The sequence below is a fragment of the Methylomonas sp. PHL2-19 genome (assembly GCF_059331595.1).
On the sequence record NZ_CP196839.1, the window covers coordinates 1,206,309 to 1,227,299 of the forward strand.

19 protein-coding genes and 3 pseudogenes are annotated in these 20,991 nt (G+C 51.2%); 10 read left to right on the plus strand and 12 right to left on the minus strand.

Annotation, left to right across the window (positions count from 1 at the left end; genetic code table 11):
• Positions 1 to 3: 3 nt before the first annotated feature.
• On the plus strand, positions 4 to 1,275 hold the full coding sequence (serS, locus tag ACR02O_RS05710) for a serine--tRNA ligase (RefSeq protein ID WP_494522976.1): 1,272 nt from the start codon (positions 4 to 6) through the stop codon (positions 1,273 to 1,275).
• 157 nt (positions 1,276 to 1,432) lie between these two features.
• Positions 1,433 to 1,822 carry a group I truncated hemoglobin gene (locus tag ACR02O_RS05715; RefSeq protein ID WP_171697483.1) on the plus strand — a complete coding sequence of 130 codons (390 nt, stop codon included), beginning with the start codon at positions 1,433 to 1,435 and terminating at the stop codon, positions 1,820 to 1,822.
• Positions 1,823 to 1,874: 52 nt separating this feature from the next.
• On the opposite strand, the gene ACR02O_RS05720 is transcribed toward ACR02O_RS05715, so the two are convergent.
• Positions 1,875 to 3,905 (minus strand): methyl-accepting chemotaxis protein, encoded by a 2,031-nt coding sequence (locus ACR02O_RS05720; protein WP_445367867.1) that lies wholly within the window; start codon positions 3,903 to 3,905, stop codon positions 1,875 to 1,877.
• Between the two features lie 164 nt (positions 3,906 to 4,069).
• On the opposite strand from ACR02O_RS05720, the gene ACR02O_RS05725 reads away from it, so the two are divergent.
• Complete coding sequence (locus ACR02O_RS05725; protein WP_494522977.1) at positions 4,070 to 4,819, plus strand: IS5 family transposase; 750 nt, start codon at positions 4,070 to 4,072, stop codon at positions 4,817 to 4,819.
• A 59-nt stretch (positions 4,820 to 4,878) separates the two neighbouring features.
• Here the strand turns inward: ACR02O_RS05725 and ACR02O_RS05730 are convergent, their stop codons facing one another.
• Entirely contained in the window at positions 4,879 to 5,148 is a 270-nt protein-coding gene (locus tag ACR02O_RS05730) for a hypothetical protein (RefSeq protein ID WP_033157811.1), read from the minus strand.
• Between the two features lie 193 nt (positions 5,149 to 5,341).
• On the opposite strand from ACR02O_RS05730, the gene ACR02O_RS05735 reads away from it, so the two are divergent.
• Positions 5,342 to 6,067, plus strand: a complete 726-nt coding sequence (locus tag ACR02O_RS05735; RefSeq protein WP_494522978.1) for a pentapeptide repeat-containing protein — start codon at positions 5,342 to 5,344, stop codon at positions 6,065 to 6,067.
• A 28-nt stretch (positions 6,068 to 6,095) separates the two neighbouring features.
• On the opposite strand, the gene ACR02O_RS05740 is transcribed toward ACR02O_RS05735, so the two are convergent.
• Positions 6,096 to 6,878 carry a symmetrical bis(5'-nucleosyl)-tetraphosphatase gene (locus ACR02O_RS05740; protein WP_494522979.1) on the minus strand — a complete coding sequence of 261 codons (783 nt, stop codon included), beginning with the start codon at positions 6,876 to 6,878 and terminating at the stop codon, positions 6,096 to 6,098.
• Between the two features lie 564 nt (positions 6,879 to 7,442).
• Between ACR02O_RS05740 and ACR02O_RS05745 the strand changes: the two genes are divergently transcribed.
• Positions 7,443 to 7,712 carry a hypothetical protein gene (locus tag ACR02O_RS05745; protein ID WP_033157813.1) on the plus strand — a complete coding sequence of 90 codons (270 nt, stop codon included), beginning with the start codon at positions 7,443 to 7,445 and terminating at the stop codon, positions 7,710 to 7,712.
• A gap of 224 nt (positions 7,713 to 7,936) precedes the next feature.
• On the opposite strand, the gene ACR02O_RS05750 is transcribed toward ACR02O_RS05745, so the two are convergent.
• On the minus strand, positions 7,937 to 8,344 hold the full coding sequence (locus tag ACR02O_RS05750; protein WP_458139065.1) for a DUF805 domain-containing protein: 408 nt from the start codon (positions 8,342 to 8,344) through the stop codon (positions 7,937 to 7,939).
• Between the two features lie 45 nt (positions 8,345 to 8,389).
• Positions 8,390 to 8,569: a hypothetical protein gene (locus ACR02O_RS05755; protein WP_458139066.1), complete on the minus strand. Its 180-nt coding sequence runs from the start codon at positions 8,567 to 8,569 to the stop codon at positions 8,390 to 8,392.
• On the opposite strand from ACR02O_RS05755, the pseudogene ACR02O_RS05760 reads away from it, so the two are divergent.
• Positions 8,563 to 8,841 (plus strand): annotated as a pseudogene (locus ACR02O_RS05760) (transposase); the annotation flags it as partial. The gene ACR02O_RS05755 and the pseudogene ACR02O_RS05760 overlap by 7 nt on opposite strands.
• 19 nt (positions 8,842 to 8,860) lie before the next feature.
• On the opposite strand, the gene ACR02O_RS05765 reads toward ACR02O_RS05760, so the two are convergent.
• Positions 8,861 to 9,610: an IS5 family transposase gene (locus ACR02O_RS05765; RefSeq protein WP_129871393.1), complete on the minus strand. Its 750-nt coding sequence runs from the start codon at positions 9,608 to 9,610 to the stop codon at positions 8,861 to 8,863.
• A gap of 88 nt (positions 9,611 to 9,698) precedes the next feature.
• Between ACR02O_RS05765 and ACR02O_RS05770 the strand changes: the two are divergent.
• Positions 9,699 to 10,166 (plus strand): annotated as a pseudogene (locus tag ACR02O_RS05770) (IS5 family transposase); the annotation flags it as partial.
• Positions 10,167 to 10,298: 132 nt separating this feature from the next.
• A complete protein-coding gene (locus ACR02O_RS05775) occupies positions 10,299 to 11,504 on the plus strand; it encodes a cyclic di-GMP phosphodiesterase (protein WP_033157815.1) in 1,206 nt (401 codons plus the stop codon).
• 92 nt (positions 11,505 to 11,596) lie between these two features.
• Here ACR02O_RS05775 and ACR02O_RS05780 read toward each other — a convergent pair whose 3' ends face one another.
• From ACR02O_RS05780 to gpmI, 3 genes are all read right to left on the minus strand, one after another.
• Positions 11,597 to 11,938: a hypothetical protein gene (locus ACR02O_RS05780; protein ID WP_494522980.1), complete on the minus strand. Its 342-nt coding sequence runs from the start codon at positions 11,936 to 11,938 to the stop codon at positions 11,597 to 11,599.
• A 185-nt stretch (positions 11,939 to 12,123) separates the two neighbouring features.
• Positions 12,124 to 12,921: a cobalamin-binding protein gene (locus tag ACR02O_RS05785; RefSeq protein ID WP_494522981.1), complete on the minus strand. Its 798-nt coding sequence runs from the start codon at positions 12,919 to 12,921 to the stop codon at positions 12,124 to 12,126.
• Positions 12,922 to 13,036: 115 nt separating this feature from the next.
• A complete protein-coding gene (gpmI, locus tag ACR02O_RS05790) occupies positions 13,037 to 14,677 on the minus strand; it encodes a 2,3-bisphosphoglycerate-independent phosphoglycerate mutase (RefSeq protein ID WP_494522982.1) in 1,641 nt (546 codons plus the stop codon).
• Positions 14,678 to 15,151: 474 nt separating this feature from the next.
• Here gpmI and ACR02O_RS05795 point away from each other — a divergent pair, with 474 nt between their 5' ends.
• The gene (locus ACR02O_RS05795; protein WP_494522983.1) at positions 15,152 to 16,108 is read left to right on the plus strand and encodes a cupin; all 957 of its coding nucleotides are present in this window, start codon (positions 15,152 to 15,154) and stop codon (positions 16,106 to 16,108) included.
• A 69-nt stretch (positions 16,109 to 16,177) separates the two neighbouring features.
• Here ACR02O_RS05795 and ACR02O_RS05800 read toward each other — a convergent pair whose 3' ends face one another.
• A complete protein-coding gene (locus ACR02O_RS05800) occupies positions 16,178 to 16,927 on the minus strand; it encodes a hypothetical protein (protein WP_458139069.1) in 750 nt (249 codons plus the stop codon).
• Between the two features lie 74 nt (positions 16,928 to 17,001).
• Here ACR02O_RS05800 and ACR02O_RS05805 point away from each other — a divergent pair, with 74 nt between their 5' ends.
• Positions 17,002 to 17,739, plus strand: a complete 738-nt coding sequence (locus ACR02O_RS05805) for an IS5 family transposase (RefSeq protein ID WP_458139217.1) — start codon at positions 17,002 to 17,004, stop codon at positions 17,737 to 17,739.
• 608 nt (positions 17,740 to 18,347) lie between these two features.
• On the opposite strand, the gene ACR02O_RS05810 is transcribed toward ACR02O_RS05805, so the two are convergent.
• On the minus strand, positions 18,348 to 19,313 hold the full coding sequence (locus tag ACR02O_RS05810; RefSeq protein WP_415880128.1) for an IS110 family RNA-guided transposase: 966 nt from the start codon (positions 19,311 to 19,313) through the stop codon (positions 18,348 to 18,350).
• A 481-nt stretch (positions 19,314 to 19,794) separates the two neighbouring features.
• Positions 19,795 to 20,909: pseudogene (locus ACR02O_RS05815) on the minus strand (IS5 family transposase).
• Positions 20,910 to 20,991: the final 82 nt, after the last annotated feature.

Here is a 20,991-nt window from a genome sequence, read left to right on the forward strand (position 1 = left end):
ATCATGCTAGACCCCCGTTTATTTAGAAGCGACCTGGAACTGGTTATGCAACAGCTGCAAAGACGCGGCTTTCAATTCGATGCCGCTGCCTATCAAGCTCTGGAAGACCGGCGCAAAGGCGTGCAGGTCAAAACCCAGGAGTTGCAAAACGAACGCAATACCCGCTCCAAAGCCATCGGCCAGGCTAAGGCCAAGGGCGAAGATGTGCAGCCCTTGCTGGATCAAGTGGCGGACTTGGGTGATCAACTGAAAGCCGCAGAATCCGAGTTGAACGACATTCAAAATCAATTGAGCGTGCTATTGGAAGGCATCCCCAATATTCTCGATGAAGCAGTACCTGCCGGTAAAAGCGATGCGGATAACCAGGAAGTGAGCCGCTGGGGTGAGCCGCGCCAATTTACATTTACGCCAAAAGACCATGTCGACTTGGGTGAGCCGCTGGGCATGAATTTCGAGCTGGGCGCGAAAATCGCCAGCGCCCGTTTCGTGGTGTTGGCCGGCAAGCTTGCGACCTTGCAGCGCGCTATCATTCAGTTGATGTTGAATACGCATATCAACGAGCACGGCTATCAGGAAACCTATGTGCCGTTCCTGGCCAACGCCGATAGCTTGCGCGGCACCGGCCAATTGCCCAAATTCGAAGCCGATCTTTTCACCGTCAAAAACGATCCGACGTTTTATCTGATTCCTACCGCCGAAGTGCCGGTCACCAATATCGTCCGCGATGTGATCGTCGAAGCCAAACAAATGCCGCTGAAATTTGTTTGCCATTCGCCGTGTTTCCGCAGCGAAGCCGGTGCCTACGGTAGCGACGTGCGCGGCATGATACGCCAACATCAATTCGAAAAAGTCGAGCTGGTGCAAATCGTCACGCCGGAAACCTCCGCGCAGGCTCATGAAGAACTCACTGCGCACGCCGAAGCTATTTTGCAAAAGTTGAATTTGCCGTATCGCAAAGTGTTGCTGTGCGCGGGCGACACTGGCTTTTCATCGTCCAAAACTTACGATTTGGAAGTCTGGTTGCCGGGCCAGCAGAAATACCGCGAGATTTCGTCTTGCAGCAACTTCAAGGATTTCCAGGCGCGGCGTCTGCAAGCGCGCTGGCGCAATCCGGAAACCGGCAAGCCGGAGTTGGTGCATACCTTGAACGGTTCCGGTTTGGCAGCCGGCCGCACCTTAATAGCGGTGATGGAAAATTATCAAAACGAAGACGGCTCCATCACCGTGCCGGAGGCTTTACGGCCTTATTTGGGCGGTATCGAAAAGATTCAATAACTTACAATCAGTCAGGTCTTTGGCGGCAGTGAAATAGTTTGGATACGAAACTATCATCGGGTATTATCGCCGCCGAGGCCGTTAAATCAGTCAAAAATCAATAGTTTGCCGATTTAACAGACGCCTCGTAAATTAAAAACTATAACGAGGGGGTATTATGAGTGAAGCAAATGAAGTGCAAGGACCATCTTTGTATGAACGCATCGGCGGCGAAGCGGCGGTGAATGCCGCAGTAGATGTGTTTTACGGCAAAGTGATGGGGGATTTTCGGATCAACCGCTTTTTTGAAAGAACCGACATGGCTAAACAAGCCGAGCATTTAAAAACCTTTATGACGGTGGCTTTCGGCGGTCCCAACAACTACACCGGACGTTCCTTGCGCGACGGCCACGCTCGCTTGGTAAAAATGGGTTTGAACGACTCCCATTTCGACGCGGTCATGGAGCATCTGGGCGCGACTATGCAAGAGCTGAATGTGCCTGCCGAACTCATCGCGGAAGCCGCGGCACTGGTAGAAAGCGTTAGAGGCGAAGTGCTGGGTAAATAGAATGGGTTCCGCTACCTGTGTGCCTGCACAAATCGGGTAGCGGCTTCTCTTGCTAGATATTCAGTTTGAATTGCGTGGTTAGTTTTTGTAAGTTTTCCGCTAGCTGATTCAGCTGGCGGGCTTCGGCGGTAGTCTGATTAGCCCCGCTACTGGTGTGTTCCGACAAATTGGTAATGTGGACGATATTCCGATTGATTTCCTCCGTCACAGCCGTTTGCTCTTCGGCCGCGCTGGCAATTTGCAGGTTCATCGCGTCGATGGTTTCCACCGATTGGCTGATCGCTTCCAGGGATTGCATGGCCTCCCGAGATTTCTCCACACCTACATTAGCTTGCGTACGGCTTTGCTGCATCACAGTGACCGCTTTGCGCGATCCGGCCTGTAATTCGCCTATCATATTTTCGATTACGGCAGTCGATTCTTGGGTACGGCTTGCCAGGCTGCGAACTTCATCCGCCACTACCGCAAAACCGCGGCCGTGTTCGCCGGCGCGGGCGGCTTCAATGGCGGCATTCAATGCCAATAAGTTGGTTTGTTCGGCGATACTTTTAATCACGTCCACCAAAGAGCCTATGGATTCGCTGCTTTTTTCCAGACTTTGAATCACATTGGCAGCACCTTCGATGTCTTTAGCCAATTGGCTGATCGATAGTGTGGCGCTTGCCACTATGCTCTGACCGTTTTTTGTTTGCTCGTTAGCGGTGCTGGCCGCTTGGGCCGCCGTATTGGTGGTGGAGGCAACGTCCTGGATGGTCGCGCTCATCTGGTTCACCGCGGTCGCAACCGAGGTGATTTCTTCGCGTTGCCGGTCGAGATGAGTCGCACTTTGGTTGGCAACTGTGTAGACTTTTTGTGCCGACGTATGCAATTCGGCACTGGTATGAATGATTTCTTTCAGCAAAGCCGAACTAGTCTCTATCATGGCGTTAAAGTTTTCGGCAATCTCCCGCATTTCATCGTTGGCATCAATATGTATTCTCGCGCTCAGGTCGTTTTGGGCAACGCGCTTAGTTGCGAGGTTAATTGCGGTTATGTTGCGATTGACCGACTTGGTTAAGCCCAGCAATAGCACAATGACCACCAACAACACCCCGATTAGCCCGGCCAGCGTAAATTGTAAAAACTGTTCGGCTGCCGCGCTGCGGGTGCGAAAAAGCAGGTCGAGTTCGGCTATCAGTCCGGTGTAGAGCTGGTAAGACTGGGTGATGGCTTGGGTGGAGGTTTCGAATACTGTATCGCTACCAACAGAAATGGTTTCGCTTTCGACCAATTGCTGGCGTAATAAACCGAGCATGGTTTGCAAGGCTGTTCGGTAGTTTTCATTGGTGCCGCGCAAGTTTCGCGACACCTCGGGGTTTTCCGCAAACGCCACGGCCAAGCCTTCATCCACCTTGCGGGCATAGGTTTCTATATTAGCGATTAAGATCAACAGCTTGGTCAAGGATTGCGGTGTGTGACTACCTTTGGCGGCGATGCCGGACGCCAGCGCCCGCGTTTGCCCCATCACTTCGATTAATTCGGGCAAATCGGCCGTCAGTACGAAGCCCATATGAAAGCTATCCAGCTTGGGGTCGAGAATGATGCCGGATGTATTCGAAATATGGTTTAGTAGCTTCAAACCATCGGCAATCAACACGTTATGAGCGGTTATCACTGCACTTAACTCTTGATCCTGGGAGTGTGTTTTGATGTCGTTCCACTGTTGGCGGAGCTTGGCGAGCATGTCGTCGGTTTGCAAGGCCTCATGCAGCTCGCGGTCGGTTTTTTCCAGTTCCGCAAAATAGCCATCGATTTCTTCGCGTTTACTCGTGATGCGTTCCTTAAATTGGGTTGCGCCGTTGCGAAACGCGCTGGTCATGCCCCGATGCTGCTGAATGTGTTCGATTGGTTTTCTGAGGGCGGCGATGTAACTTAGGCCATGGCGTTCTTGCGCCAAGGAGTCGATTTCCTGTTGAAATTGTCTGATCAAGGTGCCGGCCATGAACAGCATCGGGATCAGCACGATGCTGAATAGCAGCGCAAATTTTGCGGGATAGCGCAGCCTATCCATCAAGGCGATTGCGGGCGAAATGACAAAATCCATAGTTAAGATCCTGGCGATGTTGTGGAGGCGCGTGTCTGGGCAACTATAGTTGCTTTATGTTTTTTGGAAAGTATCTAGGGGCTGTTGCCATTTTGTCATAATCCCTTTGAAAATCGATTGGCGAGCCATATTGATTGAGTTTTCAATCAAACGATAACTAGCGAATGCCACGCCAACTGCTTACAGATACACACTGGGAAAAGCTAAAAACGATTATGTTGAGTTTCAGCATTTACGACAAACCCGGTCTTCGGCAAACGGTCGAAGGGATTTTTTATCGTTTGCGTGTTGGCTGCCCTTGGCGAGACTTGCCCGTCGCTTTTGGCAAGTGGAATGCCGTGTACAAGCGCTTCAATGCCTGGTCACTGCAAGAAAAGCTGAGGGGTATCTTTCAGGCGCTAGTGATTGAGCCTGATTTGGAATGGCTATTTATTGATGGCAGCATTATTAAAGCCCATCAACACAGTAGCGGCGGCGCCCATGAAAATCCAACAGCCATCGGGAAATCGGTCGCAGGCAACACGACCAAAATCCATATGGCGGTTGATGCCGGTGGACTTCCCATCCAGTTCTCGATTACGGGGGGCGAAGTACATGACTGCAAAGAAGCGCCGGAATTTGTGGCCAAGCTCCCCCAGGCGGGCTACATGATTGCAGACAAAGGGTATGACAGCGAGCCGTTACGGATTCAAATTCGAGACCAAGGCACAGTCCCCATCATCCCAAGAAAACAAAATTCAATAGTCGGGAATGAGGAAATGGACTGGTGTCTCTATAAATATCGCCACCTCGTTGAAAACGTATTTGCGCGACTGAAACATTTTAGAGCTATTGCCACCCGATATGACAAACTAAAACGCAATTTTGAAGGTGCTATCGCCCTGGCTTGTACATTTATATGGTTACCGATGTGAAACGGCAACAGCCCCTAGTAAATTTAATCGGCGGCGTGTTTGTTAAGCAGTTTTATGTTCTATAGGCGGGCAATCAGCAGGATCGCCGCCGAAACGATTAAACAGCTTCCCGCCAGCCAAGCCCCTGGACGGGACGGCTTCTTCGAAACTCGCAACATGATGAGGGTTGTCAGGGAAATCAGTAAGGCCGGATACGCTATCATAATCGCCAACGCCGGCAGCGCGGTGTTTGGGCCGGCTTCTTCAAGCGTGTAATAGCTGAAGCAGCCTAAACCGGGCAGCGCTAGTATCAGCCCCAAAATCAATAATTTATGATAGAAAGCGTTCACGCTAAACAGCCTTTAGTGGTTGTGTTGCCAAAAATATATAACTTGTCAAAAACCTTGATCATGGCTGGCCTGAAGTAGCGCTTCTATAGGGCGGGAAAATTTGCCTAAAGCCTGATTTATTGGATTATGATGCACTGAAACTCGCAAGATGGCGGTTATTTTTTGACCGTCTAACCCGATTTGAGGAGTAGTTATGCAATACGATTCCGGTGTTTGCCGAACATTGGTAGCTTTCAGTTTGGGTTTTTGGCTATTGCCATGCGCTGCGGCGGAACTCACTCGAGAAGGCGTTATCGCGATTATAGCCGAGGCCGGCAGTCAGCAGCCGAACTTGATCAAGAAAGACCTGTCGGGTTTGGATTTATCCGGAATCGATTTCAATAAAGCCGACCTGTTTTCCAGCAATCTTGACGGGACAAAGCTAACGGCAGCTAAATTGGTAGGTGTCAATCTCAATCTTGCGCAGATGCGTAATGCGAATTTGCAGAATGCCGATTTATCCTATGCCAGCCTATATGGCGTACTGATGGATTATGCCGACTTATCCGGCGCGGACCTGAGCCGCAGTCGCGTCACCGGATCGCTGAACAATGTTAATTTCGCCGGCGCCAAATTAAAACAGGCCAATTTAGGTCCCAATTCGGCGAGTCCGCGGCAACTGCGCGATAAGTTGGAAATGAACAATGCGATACTGAACAATGCGGATTTGAGCGACGCGAATTTTAATTACGCGCTGATGAGCAACACATCGCTCCGCCATGCCAATTTGAGCGGCGGTCAGTTTATCTGGGCGGACTTGTCCGGCGCCAATTTAGACGGCGCGACCATTTCCGGCGCGGATTTTAGAAGTGCCAAGTTTGATGATGCAAATTTGACTAATGTGACAGGGGCCGATACAGCCCTGGGCTTTAAAAAATGAGCGTATGGCCGGCCAGGATGAGTTCAAGCTAAGACATTGCTGCAATCATTGCGCCGGATGTCGATAATCGCAAAGCCGACAAAGTGGGCAGCGGATAGAAGCCGGCGCAAGCACTATCGGCAAAATGCGCGTCATCGGCAAAAACTAGGTTCAATTGCGATGTCAGCCGGTTGGGGACACGATACCAAGGCATTAAACCGCTCGGTTGAGCATCGACTGGGCCCGTTGCTTTGAAATCCAGCTTGCCTTGTTCATTGCAATAGGCCATTTGCGTATAGGCGTTGGCAATAAAATTCAGCCGTTTCCAGCCGCGCAGTTTGGCATGCCAGCGCGACTGGTCTTGCTTGCGGTTTTCCAGAAACGCCGCGTAATTGCTTCCCGATAAAACCGATTCCACTTCATACGCAAAAGTCAGCGCCTGGCTAAAGCTCCATTCGCCGGGAATCCCGGCATGCACCAGCGTAAAATTAAGCTTGGTATCGTGATGAATCAGGCTACGCAGTCGTAGCCATTTCAATAATTCGTCCCGGTCCGGGGCGTTAAGAATTTCATCCAAGGTATCTTCCGCGGCCAATGGCGTATAGCCCAGCGCAACGCTGAGGAGATGGAGTTCTTGTTTGCCCAATACCACAACAGCTGCTTTGCCCAGGCTTTTCACGTAACGCAGTACTTGTAAAGATTCCGGCCCGTGATTGACAAGATTGCCGGCAAACCACAGTCGATCTTCCAATGGGTTAAAGCCGATGGTGGTCAGCCGTTGCATCAGTGCTCGGTAATCGCCGTTTACGCTGCCGATGGCATAGGTAGTCATAGGTATTTAAATTCCAAAGCCAGGTCTGAACAAATCTCCGGCCATGACCAGAAGGTCAGCGCAAAGCCGGCATATTGCCTGAACCCTATCAATTTTGATGCCATTAATCTTGGCGCCGGATTTCAGCGGAAGATGATCCTGCCAACTCACTGATTATGCGTTGGAAATAGATGAAAAATCGGCAATATGCCGATGGGTTTAACTTGGTCAACCTGGTTCGTTCCCCACTAAATCCGCAGTTTTGCCGCTGAAATGTAAAGTAATCGACACGTTTTGCAGCGCTGATTAACTAAGCCCATCATTCCTGCTGGTGATACTCAGACTGCCGCTTTATTCGACAAGCCGGCAAGGAATTCACTATATGTAAAATCTATTGAAGCCATAAAAACAATCAATTTTATTTGCTCCAGTAGTTTGTTCACAATGGTCTCCAAGCTGGATCGGTTGAAGTTTCAATCGGAGTTCCAGTGATTTATTAACCCAGGCCGACATACCGTTCTTATCGAACGAGATGCAGAAACAGATAGGGCCGGGTTCATAACCATTATTACCAGGAGACCTATCATGAAAACCTTAAATACCATCCAATTGGCTATCGTCCTTACTGCCGCTCTTGTCTCGACAAGTGTTCAAGCACAGGGTGATCGCATCGCCTCCGGCGGCTTTTTAAATAGTTGGGTTGCTGAAGTGGTTTACGACAATCCCGCGCACAATCGCGGCATACACAGTTATCCCAATCCGCTTGCGCCGGTTGTGGTAGCGGAAAAAGATATGATTTATGTTGATAAAGCCCATGGTCAAGCTATTTACAGCTATCCCAGAAATACCAAATGAGCTCAACTCACGGCGGACGCCTTCGGGCGTTCCGCCAGTATTGCCCAAATAGTCACTTCGCTGTAATGCTCACGAAAGCGGGAATCCAAGATTACCATTGAGCGAAGATAATTAAGGGCCGGGCTAAAAGAATTTTATCTTCCCGGAAACCAAGGTTTTAGGCGCGTCTAAGGGCGTGGTTGATAATCTTGAACAGGTTCAAACCAGCTGATTGGAATAAGCGCTTACAAAGCCCGTACTAATAGCACAGGCATCCACGGGCTCACCAATAACAGAAAGCCGGTAAACCAGATATCGAAGGTAGGGCGCAACGCCGGAGCTTCCAGTTGGTCGGCGGCCGGATTGCTGGGGGCGAATATTAATACCAAAGCCACCAACAGCATTAGTGGCGGCGCGAACAAAAATCCGAGCAATATTCCCCATGCCGAAGAGCCGATGTCGCGGCAGCGTTTTATCATGGCGGATACCCCGAATAAGCCGCATGCCAGGGCGATAATCAAATAGAACGGCACGGCATATTCGTCGGACGACCCGTTGGTCGTTATCTGATGCGCATACAGGGGTAGCGCCAAAGCATTCAGCAAAGCCGGCAGGCCTAAAGCGATGTATCGAGAACGGTCGTAACGCAGCATGGTTCTATCTATTCCCTAAATTTGCAGTTAACCGGATCGCCTAGGTTAGCTCAGCGGCTGGCGCTTGCCAATTTTTGTGTGTTTTTTGATGATCCCGGCACAATCTTCATAAGCGTTCAGGGATTGTTTTAGGGGCTGTTGCCATTTTGTCATAATCCCTTTGAAAATCGATTGGCGAGCCATATTGATTGAGTTTTCAATCAAACGATAACTAGCGAATGCCACGCCAACTGCTTACAGATACCCACTGGGAAAAGCTAAAAACGATTATGTTGAGTTTCAGCATTTACGACAAACCCGGTCTTCGGCAAACGGTCGAAGGGATTTTTTATCGCTTGCGTGTTGGCTGCCCTTGGCGAGACTTGCCCGTCGCTTTTGGCAAGTGGAATGCCGTGTACAAGCGCTTCAATGCCTGGTCACTGCAAGAAAAGCTGAGGGGTATCTTTCAGGCGCTAGTGATTGAGCCTGATTTGGAATGGCTATTTATTGATGGCAGCATTAGGGGCTGTTGCCGTTTCACATCGGTAACCATATAAATGCACAAGCCAGGGCGATAGCACCTTCAAAATTGCGTTTTAGTTTGTCATATCGGGTGGCAATAGCTCTAAAATGTTTCAGTCGCGCAAATACGTTTTCAACGAGGTGGCGATATTTATAGAGACACCAGTCCATTTCCTCATTCCCGACTATTGAATTTTGTTTTCTTGGGATGATGGGGACTGTGCCTTGGTCTCGAATTTGAATCCGTAACGGCTCGCTGTCATACCCTTTGTCTGCAATCATGTAGCCCGCCTGGGGGAGCTTGGCCACAAATTCCGGCGCTTCTTTGCAGTCATGTACTTCGCCCCCCGTAATCGAGAACTGGATGGGAAGTCCACCGGCATCAACCGCCATATGGATTTTGGTCGTGTTGCCTGCGACCGATTTCCCGATGGCTGTTGGATTTTCATGGGCGCCGCCGCTACTGTGTTGATGGGCTTTAATAATGCTGCCATCAATAAATAGCCATTCCAAATCAGGCTCAATCACTAGCGCTTGAAAGATACCCCTCAGCTTTTCTTGCAGTGACCAGGCATTGAAGCGCTTGTACACGGCATTCCACTTGCCAAAAGCGACGGGCAAGTCTCGCCAAGGGCAGCCAACACGCAAGCGATAAAAAATCCCTTCGACCGTTTGCCGAAGACCGGGTTTGTCGTAAATGCTGAAACTCAACATAATCGTTTTTAGCTTTTCCCAGTGGGTATCTGTAAGCAGTTGGCGTGGCATTCGCTAGTTATCGTTTGATTGAAAACTCAATCAATATGGCTCGCCAATCGATTTTCAAAGGGATTATGACAAAATGGCAACAGCCCCTATTAAAGCCCATCAACACAGTAGCGGCGGCGCCCATGAAAATCCAACAGCCATCGGGAAATCGGTCGCAGGCAACACGACCAAAATCCATATGGCGGTTGATGCCGGTGGACTTCCCATCCAGTTTTCGATTACGGGGGGCGAAGTACATGACTGCAAAGAAGCGCCGGAATTTGTGGCCAAGCTCCCCCAGGCGGGCTACATGATTGCAGACAAAGGGTATGACAGCGAGCCGTTACGGATTCAAATTCGAGACCAAGGCACAGTCCCCATCATCCCAAGAAAACAAAATTCAATAGTCGGGAATGAGGAAATGGACTGGTGTCTCTATAAATATCGCCACCTCGTTGAAAACGTATTTGCGCGACTGAAACATTTTAGAGCTATTGCCACCCGATATGACAAACTAAAACGCAATTTTGAAGGTGCTATCGCCCTGGCTTGTGCATTTATATGGTTACCGATGTGAAACGGCAACAGCCCCTAGTGGCTTTATCGGTTACTGCTCTGACCACGATCACTACTGATACACTTACAGCGAACCCGGTCCTATTCATAACGGGTATGCCGCCATAGTCGCAATCCGCCGGGCAAATGCGCAATGATAAAAAAAATCGATGTAGCCGACCTGAAGCCCAAGATGTTTATCCACGACATCAACTGCCCGTGGATAAACCACCCGTTCTTGCGCAACAGCTTTTTGATCGAATCCGCTCAAGACATCGAAAAAATCGCCGCCTACGGCATTTGCCAGGTCTACATAGACACCACGCTCGGCCCGGATATGCCGGAAGCCCCAACCGTTCATGACATAAACCGGCAGCTTGACGAACATATGCAGCACTTGGGGCGCACGCTCAAGCGCGTGCCGCCGCCGGTTAGCGTCGAAAAAGAACGGGTAAAAGCCAAGCAAGTCTGCCGCGAAGCCAACCGCATCGTACACAACGTCCTTCAGGATTGCCGCTTGGGTAAGCAGGTCGAATTGGAGCAGGTAGAGCCGGTGGTTTCCAATATCATCGATTCGATTTTCCGTAACCCGGACGCCATAGTCAGTCTGCTCAGAATCAAGCAGGCTGATAAATATACTTTTCAGCATTCCGTGGCGGTCGGCACCTTGCTGATTAGTTTTTGCAGAGCTTTGGATATAGACCGCAAGCTTATCGAACAGGTCGGCCTGGGTGGTTTATTGCACGACATCGGCAAAATGCAGGTGCCGAATAACATTCTGAACAAACCTGGAAAACTGACGGAAAGCGAATTTGAGATTATGAAAAATCATGTGCGCTACGGCTGTCAGGTGTTGGAGAAAACGCCGGGTATTTCACCCATCACGCTCAATGTCGCAGCCGAACACCACGAATGCTACAACGGCAGTGGTTATCCACTAGGCCTGAAGGGCGATGAAATCAGCCTTTACGGGCAGATGGCTGCGGTAGTGGACGTATACGATGCATTGACATCCACGCGGGTTTATCACACCGGCATCGAACCCACCGAAGTACTAAGAAAGTTATTGGAATGGAGTGACCATCATTTCAATCTGACGTTGGTGCATCAATTTATTCGCAGCATCGGCATTTATCCGGTCGGCACCTTAGTACGACTGGAGAGCGGTTATTTGGCCGTCGTAGTTGAGCAACATCATGAAAACCTGCTGCATCCCCGGGTGAGAGTGGTATTCAATGCCCGGACGCGCTGCTACACACCTCCCGCAGATTTCGATCTGTCCAAACCCGGTTGTAATGATCGGATTACCTCGTTTGAGGTGCCCGCGAAGTGTGGGGTCGATCCTCAGCGCTATTTATAGCCACAGTGAAGTTGCCGTATGACTTTATGACGCTGTATTGGGCTACCTACGCGGCCCAATACAGGTTTATGCATGTTTTGGCTGGCAATCAGCTATTCAGCTTCTATGGCTATAGGTGCGCCTGATTCATCGACTGGCTGCACAAATTCAAACAACTTGGAGCCGGTATTGATCACTTCGACGTTACCCTGAAAACCACTGCGCGCAGCAACATTTTTGCAGAAGGTTCTTTTGATAAAGCCGGTCGTACATTTATTGGTGCCGTTGCTCAGATCGTCGGCTATGGTCCAGCCTTCCGGACAAATAATCGTGGGAATATCGAAGGTTTTACATACCGGTTTTGGTGTGGTGCCGCCACCCGTTGGCTGGGCATGGGCAATGGTGCAGGCGCCGAACAAAACAGTGCTTAGGAAAAATAATTTTGGCGTTTTCATGTGATACCTCTTCGATGATGATCATTGATCAAGCTCCCTGGGATTTGGGGTGGCATGAAGAATCCCTTTCGAAGAGGAGGTTAAGATGTAGGCGCGGGTTTTGATATGAACTATTCCATCCGGCCCGGCGGCATTAATTCACAGCTATAGCCTGCGCTATTGGATTTATTTGAGCACCTATTAGGCTAAGCACAATCTTGCTGCCAATCATTGATGATCTGACATATCTGGGCCAAACCATCGCTAAGTGCCGCCGGTCCTGGCTGTAAAATATCGCAAGATTTAATTTCGTAGACTCGTTGTTGTTGTACGGCCGGAATGCTGTCCCAACCGGGGCGGGCAGCCAGATGATCCGGGCGAAATTTTTTTCCGCACCAGGAGCCGATGATAATGTCCGGCGCGCGCCTTACTACTTCCTGAGGATCGGCGATGATGCGCTGCTTGGCGGAATGTTCCGTGGCCAATTCGGCAAAGCAGTCGTCGCCACCGGCGATACTGATCAACTCCGATACCCAGCGGATCCCGGAAATCATAGGCTCGTCCCATTCTTCAAAATACACTTTCGGACGTATGGCAAAACTTAGGCTGCGCAGGCGGGTGGTTTCCAGTTGTTGCCGGTACTGCGCCACCAGCGCGGCGGCTTTTTCCGGGATGCCGACCATCGCGCCCAGCAAGCCTATCATCTGCAAAATACCGTTGACTGAGCGTTGATTGAACACATGCACAGCAATACCGTTACGGATTAACTCCGCCGCAATCTCAGCTTGCAAATTCGAAAAGCCCAGCACCAAATCCGGTTGGAGCGCCAGAATTTTGTCGATTTTGGCGCTGGTAAACGCCGAGACCTTGGGTTTTTCCTGGCGAGCCTGTGCCGGTCGGACCGTATAGCCGGAAATGCCGACGATCCGGGCTTGCTCACCCAGCAAATACAAGGTCTCGGTGGTTTCGTCGGTTAAACAGACGATGCGTTCGGGGTAGTCCATTGGGTCATCCAAATTAGGTCAACAGAGGCTTTACACCAATTTCCATCAGCCATTAAAAACCGCCTAACAGCGTATAGCCGAAAGGCGGTGTCATCAGCTGAGAATCCTTTACTGCTTAGCTGGCTTTGATCAAGCTGGCATCGTAATCTTCCGGTGCTTCAAAACCCAGCAGATTCAAAATAGTCGCAGCCACATTCGACAAGCCGGCTTTTGGTAAATCGTCGCGGAGTGTGTAGCCAGGGTTCTCCCCGGACACCAACACGAACGGCACCGGGTTCAAGGTGTGCGAGGTTTTGGCTTTGGTGCGGCCCTCTGCATTGCGGGTGACATTGCCTTTTTTATCCAATTCGTACATTTCGTCGGCATTGCCGTGGTCGGCAGTGATAATTGCCGTGCCGTTCATTTCCAAAATTACCGGAATCAGGCGCGCGAGTTGTAGATCCAGGCCTTGCATTGCCGTCACTGCCGCTTCGAAATTGCCGGTGTGGCCGACCATATCGCCATTGGCATAGTTGACCCGCAGGTACTTATATTTGCCGCTACGCACCGCTTCGATCAGGGTGTCGGTGATCTCGGCGCATTTCATCCAGGGGCGTTGTTCGAAAGGCACTACATCGCTGGGGATTTCCACATAGGTTTCGGAGGCTTCGTCGAATTTGCCGGAGCGGTTGCCGTTCCAGAAATAGGTCACATGGCCGAATTTTTGGGTTTCGCTGATGGCGTATTGGCTGATGCCGTTTTTGGCTAAATATTCGCCCAACGTGCGGTCAATGGTGGGCGGCTCGACCAGAAAGCGCGGCGGCAATTTGGTGTCGCCGTCGTATTGCATCATGCCTGCGTAAGTCACTTTCGGCAGCAGGCCTCGCTCGAAGGGGCTGAATTGTTCTTCGGTAAAGGCGCGGGAAATTTCGATAGCCCGGTCGCCACGGAAGTTGAAAAACACCACGGCATCGCCGTCGACGATAGTACCGAGAGGCTTGCCGTCTTTGGCAATCACGAAGCCGGGCAAATCCTGGTCGATGACGTTGGCTTCGTTGCGGAAGGTTTCAATCGCTTCGTGGGCGCTGGCAAATTGTCTGCCTAAGCCCAGCACGTGAATATCCCAACCGCGCTTGACCATCGACCAGTCGGCTTCGTAACGGTCCATCGTGATTTGCATGCGGCCGCCGCCCGAGGCAATAGCCACATCAAAATCTGCGCCGCGCAAGCCTTCCAGATAAGCTTCGAATGGATCGACGTACTCCAATGCCGACGTTTCGCCGACATCGCGGCCATCCAGCAAAATATGCAAACGCACTTTGGCTACACCTTCCTGCTTGGCTTGTTCGATCATCGCTTTCAAATGGTCGATATGCGAATGCACGTTCCCATCAGAGAACAGACCCAGGAAATGCAAAGTGCCGCCTTGTTTGGCGGTGGCGACTACCTCATGCCAGGCATGGCCTTGCCAGAGGTGGCCGCTGGAAATAGATTCGGCGACCAATTTCGCGCCTTGGGCAAACACCCGGCCGGCGCCGAAGGCATTGTGGCCGACTTCGCTATTGCCCATGTCTTCGTCGCTGGGCATGCCCACTGCGGTGCCGTGCGCCAGCAGTTTGGTCATCGGATAGCTGGCCATGTAACGGTCCAGAGTCGGGGTGCGCGCGGCTTTAACCGCGTCGCCGTCTTCGCGTGGCGAAATGCCTACGCCATCCAGGACGATGGTAACGACAGGGCCGGGGCAGGCGGGAAAACGGGAAGATTTTTCTAATTTCATGGTGTTATGTCAGTGAGTGGTACGTCAGAAGTTAAAAGAAACAGGGTGTGGCGATTCAGCGTTGCCTGACGGCTGCGTGGTTAAAATGCCGAGCATCATACCTGATCAGCGATGTTCAGCAGCAGGTCAGGATAAAAGAAGGCGTTGGCAATGGTGACGTTGACTTTCATGTCGGAAATGTAAACGCGGCAGGGCGTGTCATTTGTGATTGATCTGCGCTGGCGCCTTGCCGTACAAATAATCTTCCGCGCTTAATGTTAATTTCTCTGCCAGAGCCATCTTGGAATTACCTTGGATATACAAATGATTCTAACGGTTGCCGATGCAATGTGGAACCCTTGTGCCAAGTATTTCGTTCGAACTAAAGATCGAAAAAAATCCGTGCATTTCAAATCCACTTTGTCACATCAGCGAGCGTACAATTTAAACCATCACGCTATTTACCTAGATTGCATACATTAGAAAGGTGCCGTCATGAACTTCGCCCAACCGCAAAACCCGCTTGAACCCTTGCTGGAAAATGGCCGCTATTTTGAATATACCCAAGCCGCTGACCCAATTGGCTCCGGCGCTATCACTAAATTGCCGTTCGCCAATTTCGGCAGCGAATTGCATCAAACCGGCGGCACCCGGATTATCCCGCTGGATGTCAGCGAGCAATTGCGTTGTCCCGGTCCGGCCACCAGTCCGGCGCTGTGCGCAAACTTTGTCAGAATTCTGGCCGGCGAGTCGCTGGCGACCGATTTCAACGCCACCTCACTGCTGTTTTACGTGATGTACGGCAACGGCCGCACTGAATTCGACGATCTGACTATCCCCTGGCAAACCGGTGATTTTGTGGTGCTGCCGGTGGGCAAGGATATTCGACATTTTGCTGCCAGCGATTCGGCTTTTTACCTGGTGCACGACCAGCCGCTGTTGACTTACTTGGGTGTGACAGCCGATAGGCAATGCTTTAAACCGACGCTTTATACCGCAGCGGATTCGCTCCACGAGTTGGCCGCGGCGCAAAAAGCGGCGGAGACGGTGAATCGCAACCGCATCAGTGTGTTGCTGGCCAACAAAGCCATGGACCAAACCCTGACCGTGACGCACACGCTGTGGGCGATGCTGGGCGTGCTGCCCAAAGGCGCGGTGCAATTGCCGCATAGACACCAATCGGTGGCCTTGGATTTAATTCTGGATTGCGCGCCGGGTTGTTACACCCTGGTAGGACCGCAGATTTCGGCGAACGGTAAGATCGTCAATCCCACCCGTGTCGATTGGCAACCCTATTCCGCCTTCATTACTCCGCCCGGTTATTGGCACGCGCATTACAACGAATCTGATAAAGAGGCGCATCTGATTCCGCTACAGGATGCCGGCTTGCAGACCTATTTGCGGAGTTTGGATATTAAATTTGTGTTGCCGGATGGGAGTGTTTCGCGGTGAGTTTATATGCCGCAAGGTTCGCGAACGATATGGTGTACGTTGTTTGCGGTATCCAATAGGTTGCCTATTCTAAAAGTTTCTTGATGCGCGTATACCTTCCAGCCAACTGGTAGCAATCTGGCGAACGAATTCTATTGCTTCGTCTTTTGTCATTGGATTGTTGCTATTCAGATTACTGCCGCGAGCGTGTCTTGCCCAACCTCCAGAAACTGTTGGATTATGGATGGCATCCTTAAAGCGATTAAATTGGCCGCTCGTTATATCGAACCGCGTATGAAAATCGCCTCGGTTCCCCGAATATCCTTCAGCTAGCTCATAAATCTTCCAAATCGTATCTCCAGTGGGATTCTCGATAGATAGTAGTTCAAGCACCTTCGCCGCCTTTGAGTTTAGAAAAGCTGGTTCCAGTTTTGCCCGTTGGCTTTCTAACTTGTTTTGATATTGTCGCTCCGTTTGTTCTGTTTGCCACCTAACAAGCTCATCGGCAGATAGTCTTGCTGGCGGTGACACTGATAGCGCAATATCGCCCAAAGATATCTTCTGCGTTAAGGATTCTACTTCAAGGAAATAACTGCGTAGCGGGGGAACGGCAGTGTTATCAATGACTGCGCCTAGTCTAAACTCCGGATCGATTTGAGCGGGCCCAGTGAAGGAGTCGCGAAGATGCCTTGCTTTCTCAATGACATCTTCGGCGTTGTCGCAGCTATCAAAATCTGCTGAAGTGAATGCTGGAAACTTCGTATCATCCAAAAGAGAGAACCCCAATCCTTCGAGTAGGTCCGCAAGGTTTCTTTGCTCTAGACTAGGGGCTGTTGCCATTTTGAAACAATAGCCTTGAAATTGAGCGGCTCTGCCTCATTAGATTGATTTTTCAATCAAAAGACAAGCAACCGATGCCCCGACAGCTATTTACGGATGAATACTGGAATGAACTCAAAGCCATCATGTTAAGCCTAGGGATTTATGACAAGCCATCGCTCCGGCAAACGGTAGAAGGGATTTTTTATCGCATGCGAGTCGGCTGTCCCTGGAGAGACCTGCCTGCCACGTTTGGCAAGTGGAATGCCGTTTACAAACGATTCAATGCTTGGTCGCTTCAAGAAAAACTGATGGGCATCTTTCGGGGACTGATTGTGGAACCGGATTTGGAATGGACCTTTATTGACGGCAGTATCGTGAAAGGGCATCAGCATAGTAGTGGCGCGGCCCATGAACAGGATGCCGCGATTGGGAAATCAGTCGCGGGTAACACTACGAAAATCCATATGGCCGTTGATGCCTGCGGGCTGCCTATTCATTTCTCGGTCACCGGTGGTGAAGTCCATGACTGCAAAGAGGCACCGAAATTAGTGGCTAAACTGCCTTTGGCTAACTACACGGTTGCTGACAAAGGTTATGACAGTGAACCCTTACGGACTCAAATTCGAGAGAAAGGGAGTGTGCCCATCATTCCTAGAAAACAGAATTCAACCATCGGGAATGACGGAATGGATTGGTGCCTCTACAAATATCGCCACCTCGTTGAAAATGTCTTTGCGCGACTGAAACATTTCAGAGCCATCGCGACGCGATATGACAAATTGAAACGCAATTTTGAAGGCGTTGTCGCTTTGGCCTGCGCTTTTATTTAGTTACCCATGTAAAACGGCAACAGCCCCTAGTTTTTTGTAGCTCTACAGCCCATCTCATTTCAATATCTCTTTGCTACAAACGCTGAATAAGGAGTCGGCTGAATCAGACCACGTACGCTGAAAATCTTGGAAACGGAGCGTTAGCGAAGTGAAGATTTTTAGTCCCCGATAGCCGTAGCGCCGGGCGGGTTTTCGCAGCGAAGCGGAGAAAACCTGCAAGGCATCGCGACACGGCGTCAAGTCATGCGAGAGCCAATGTTTCGAACCCCTTGTTGGGCCGAAACGAGGTGACGCGGACGAATCGGGGCCGCCGAAGGCATGAACTGCCAGCAAATTTTTCGCGCTGAAATCGGATGGGACCCATTTCAGCTTTACCGAAAAATGCTGGCGCTCTTGGCTACGATTACGCTACCGCTAATCGTAGCTGCATTTCTAAGCTTTCGCCCCCAACCTTGCCAACAACTTCTCCAAAAATACCACCTTATCCTCCATGTCCTTAAAGGCCTGGGTAAAGCGTAATTTTTCCGCGTCATCGAATTTATAGACCTACGACTGGCTTTGAATCATCAGAATCAACTCGCCAGCCCGCGTAGATACTGTTATCCAAGTCAAGCCAGATGAATAGCCGAATCGAAGGGTTTTGCGGATTTCAAGACACCGAATGCCACATGAATCAATTTACGCATCATGGCACCGATAATCAGCTTATTCGGTTTACCAGCACCGGCTAATCGTCCACGGAATTGTTTACCCCAGGCTGTTTTATAAAGCGTCACCATGGCCGGCATATAGAGTGCTTTGCGCAGGAAGGCATGGCCTATTTTGGAGAGCCTGGGCTTGCCCTTGAGGCTGCTGCCCGATTCGTATTGCCGGGGATCGAGTCCGGCAAAAGCGGCGGCCTGCCGACTATTGGCGAAGCGCGAGGTATCGGCGTAGAACGCGAGGATGATGGCGCTGGTGCGCTCGCCAATGCCGGGAATGCTATCGAGCAGTTCGCGCTGTTGCTTGAGATCGGGATGGCGATCAATGTGATCGTTGATGGCGTCGATCAATTGTTGGATCGCAGTATCCAGCCAATTCAGATGCTGTTGAATGTCCTCACGCACGGCCTCGCGCGCCACTAGCAAGCGGTTGTTTTCCTGGGTGCGCATGGTTTGTAAGGCGTCCAGCCGTAATACTAGTGCGCGCAGTGTGACTTCCGCCTCGCTACGGGGCTGCCAAGCAGGCGGTTGGCGCTCGGCGCAGAAATCGGCGATGAGTTTAGCATCGACCGTATCGGTTTTGCTGCGGGTGAGCCGTGAAGCGCCATAGGCCTTAATTTGTGCTGGATTGACGACGCTCACGGTGAAACCAGCGGTTGCCAGATGCTGAGCAACGTCTTCCCAATAAATGCCGGTCGCTTCCATGCAGACATGAGGCGATTGGGCCTTTTGAGCGGCCAACCACGTCAACAACGTCGCGAAGCCGTCGAGAGTATTGGGAATGACTTTGGCGCGAAACTTACCGCTGGGTAGGCGTAATGCACAATCCAGCTTGGCTTTGGCCACATCGATACCGAGATAAAAATGGGATATGAAAACCTCAAATGATCTACCTTGTGAATGCAGGCTGCCGGAAACCGGGCCGAAGAGACTGTTCGATCGTTGATCGAGGGTGGGTCGCTGCTGCAAAGATCTACGCCGGGGATTTCGAAATCCAAGCTCCGATACGGCATCCAGCGACCCAAACCTGAGGTGCCCCTCAGGTGTGTTTTCATGGTTTATTATCCTTTGAAAAGCACGCTTGGATAATACAAGCTCCGATTAGCGAAGCGTATTCGGAGGAATGAAGGTGTTAGTTCCACCTAAAACCCCTGTGGTAGTTTCCAAGGCGCTTGGCAGGACCGATCTAACAGGCTGGTGAAAAACCCGCCGATATTTCCCCTTACCCACGGTTGCCGTGATTTTTTCGAGTTGAAATCGGTCATGACATCGAGTTTCAAGCGTTTTGCCCCGATTTCAAGGGCTTTTTATTCGCCTGAAGCCGTCTGTGGACGGTTTTCAGGCGAACTTCACCCTAGGCGGGCGCACTCCACGCCGGTTTCGGCGTGAACACCAATAGGTTGAGCATGCGCGTCAGGTTGTAGGCGGCAAAGCAAAACAAGGCCTGACCCGCGACTTTGGCTAAGCCGATGTGACGGGTTTTGCGCAGGCCGCCGACCGTTTTGACCCAGCCAAAGGCTTCTTCGACGATTTTGCGGCGCTTGAGACTTTGGGCGTAACCTTTGCCGCGCGCGGTGCGGCCGTCGACGGCACTGCCAATCTTTTTGCGGGCCACATGGGCTTTGATATCACGGGACTCGAGTCCGTTGACGAACGCCGCTTGGTCATAGCCTTTGTCGGCACCGACGCTGCCGCCTTGGGGCACGCGGCGTTTGATCATGTTTTGCGCGGCTTCGATTTCGGCGGTGCCGGTGGCTTGAGTGGTTTCGACATCGACAATCAGGCCGTTGCGATTCTCGGACAAGGCATGGGTGATGTAACGCAGTTTGGCCTCGGTGTATTCGCCTTTCTTGTAAAGCCGGGCTTCGGGATCGGTCGTACTGTGGTGGGTGGCGTTGCTGCGCTTTTCGCCGCTGAAGTCGACCTCGGGATTGCGGCCGGCGGGTTTGTCCGGGCCTCTGCCGTCTTTCTTACCCAAAGGGCATAAATGACGAAGCTTTTGTGCGAGGCCCAGGCTTCAATGAGGCTACCGTCGACGCTGAAGTGTTCGTCGGACACCAGATTTTGCCATTCGGCTATGGCCAGTACCCGCTCAAAAAATTCGCGACTCAGGGCTTCGGACAGCAGGCGTTCGCGGTTGGCACTGAACACTGTGCGTTCCCACACGGCGTCGTCGATGCCCAGACCGACAAACCAGCGAAACAACAGGTTGTAGTCCAGTTGTTCCATCAACTGACGCTCACTGCGAACGGTGTACAGCACTTGCAACAGCAAGGCGCGCAGCAGTTTTTCAGGGGCAATCGAGGGACGGCCTGTGTGCGAGTAACGCTCGGCAAAGACGGCATCCATTGAGGCCAATACGCCATCAACCAGTAGCCGTAAACGACGCAACGGATGCTGTTTGGGAATACGGTCTTCCAGGCTAACATAGCTGAACCAGCTGTTTTGAATGGCATCGTGTCCGCGCATTGAAAGGCTCCAAATTTAGGTAGCCTATTTTAACAGTTGGCCGCTCATCTATGCCTTAGCTTACTTGGCTTTTCGAGTTTTT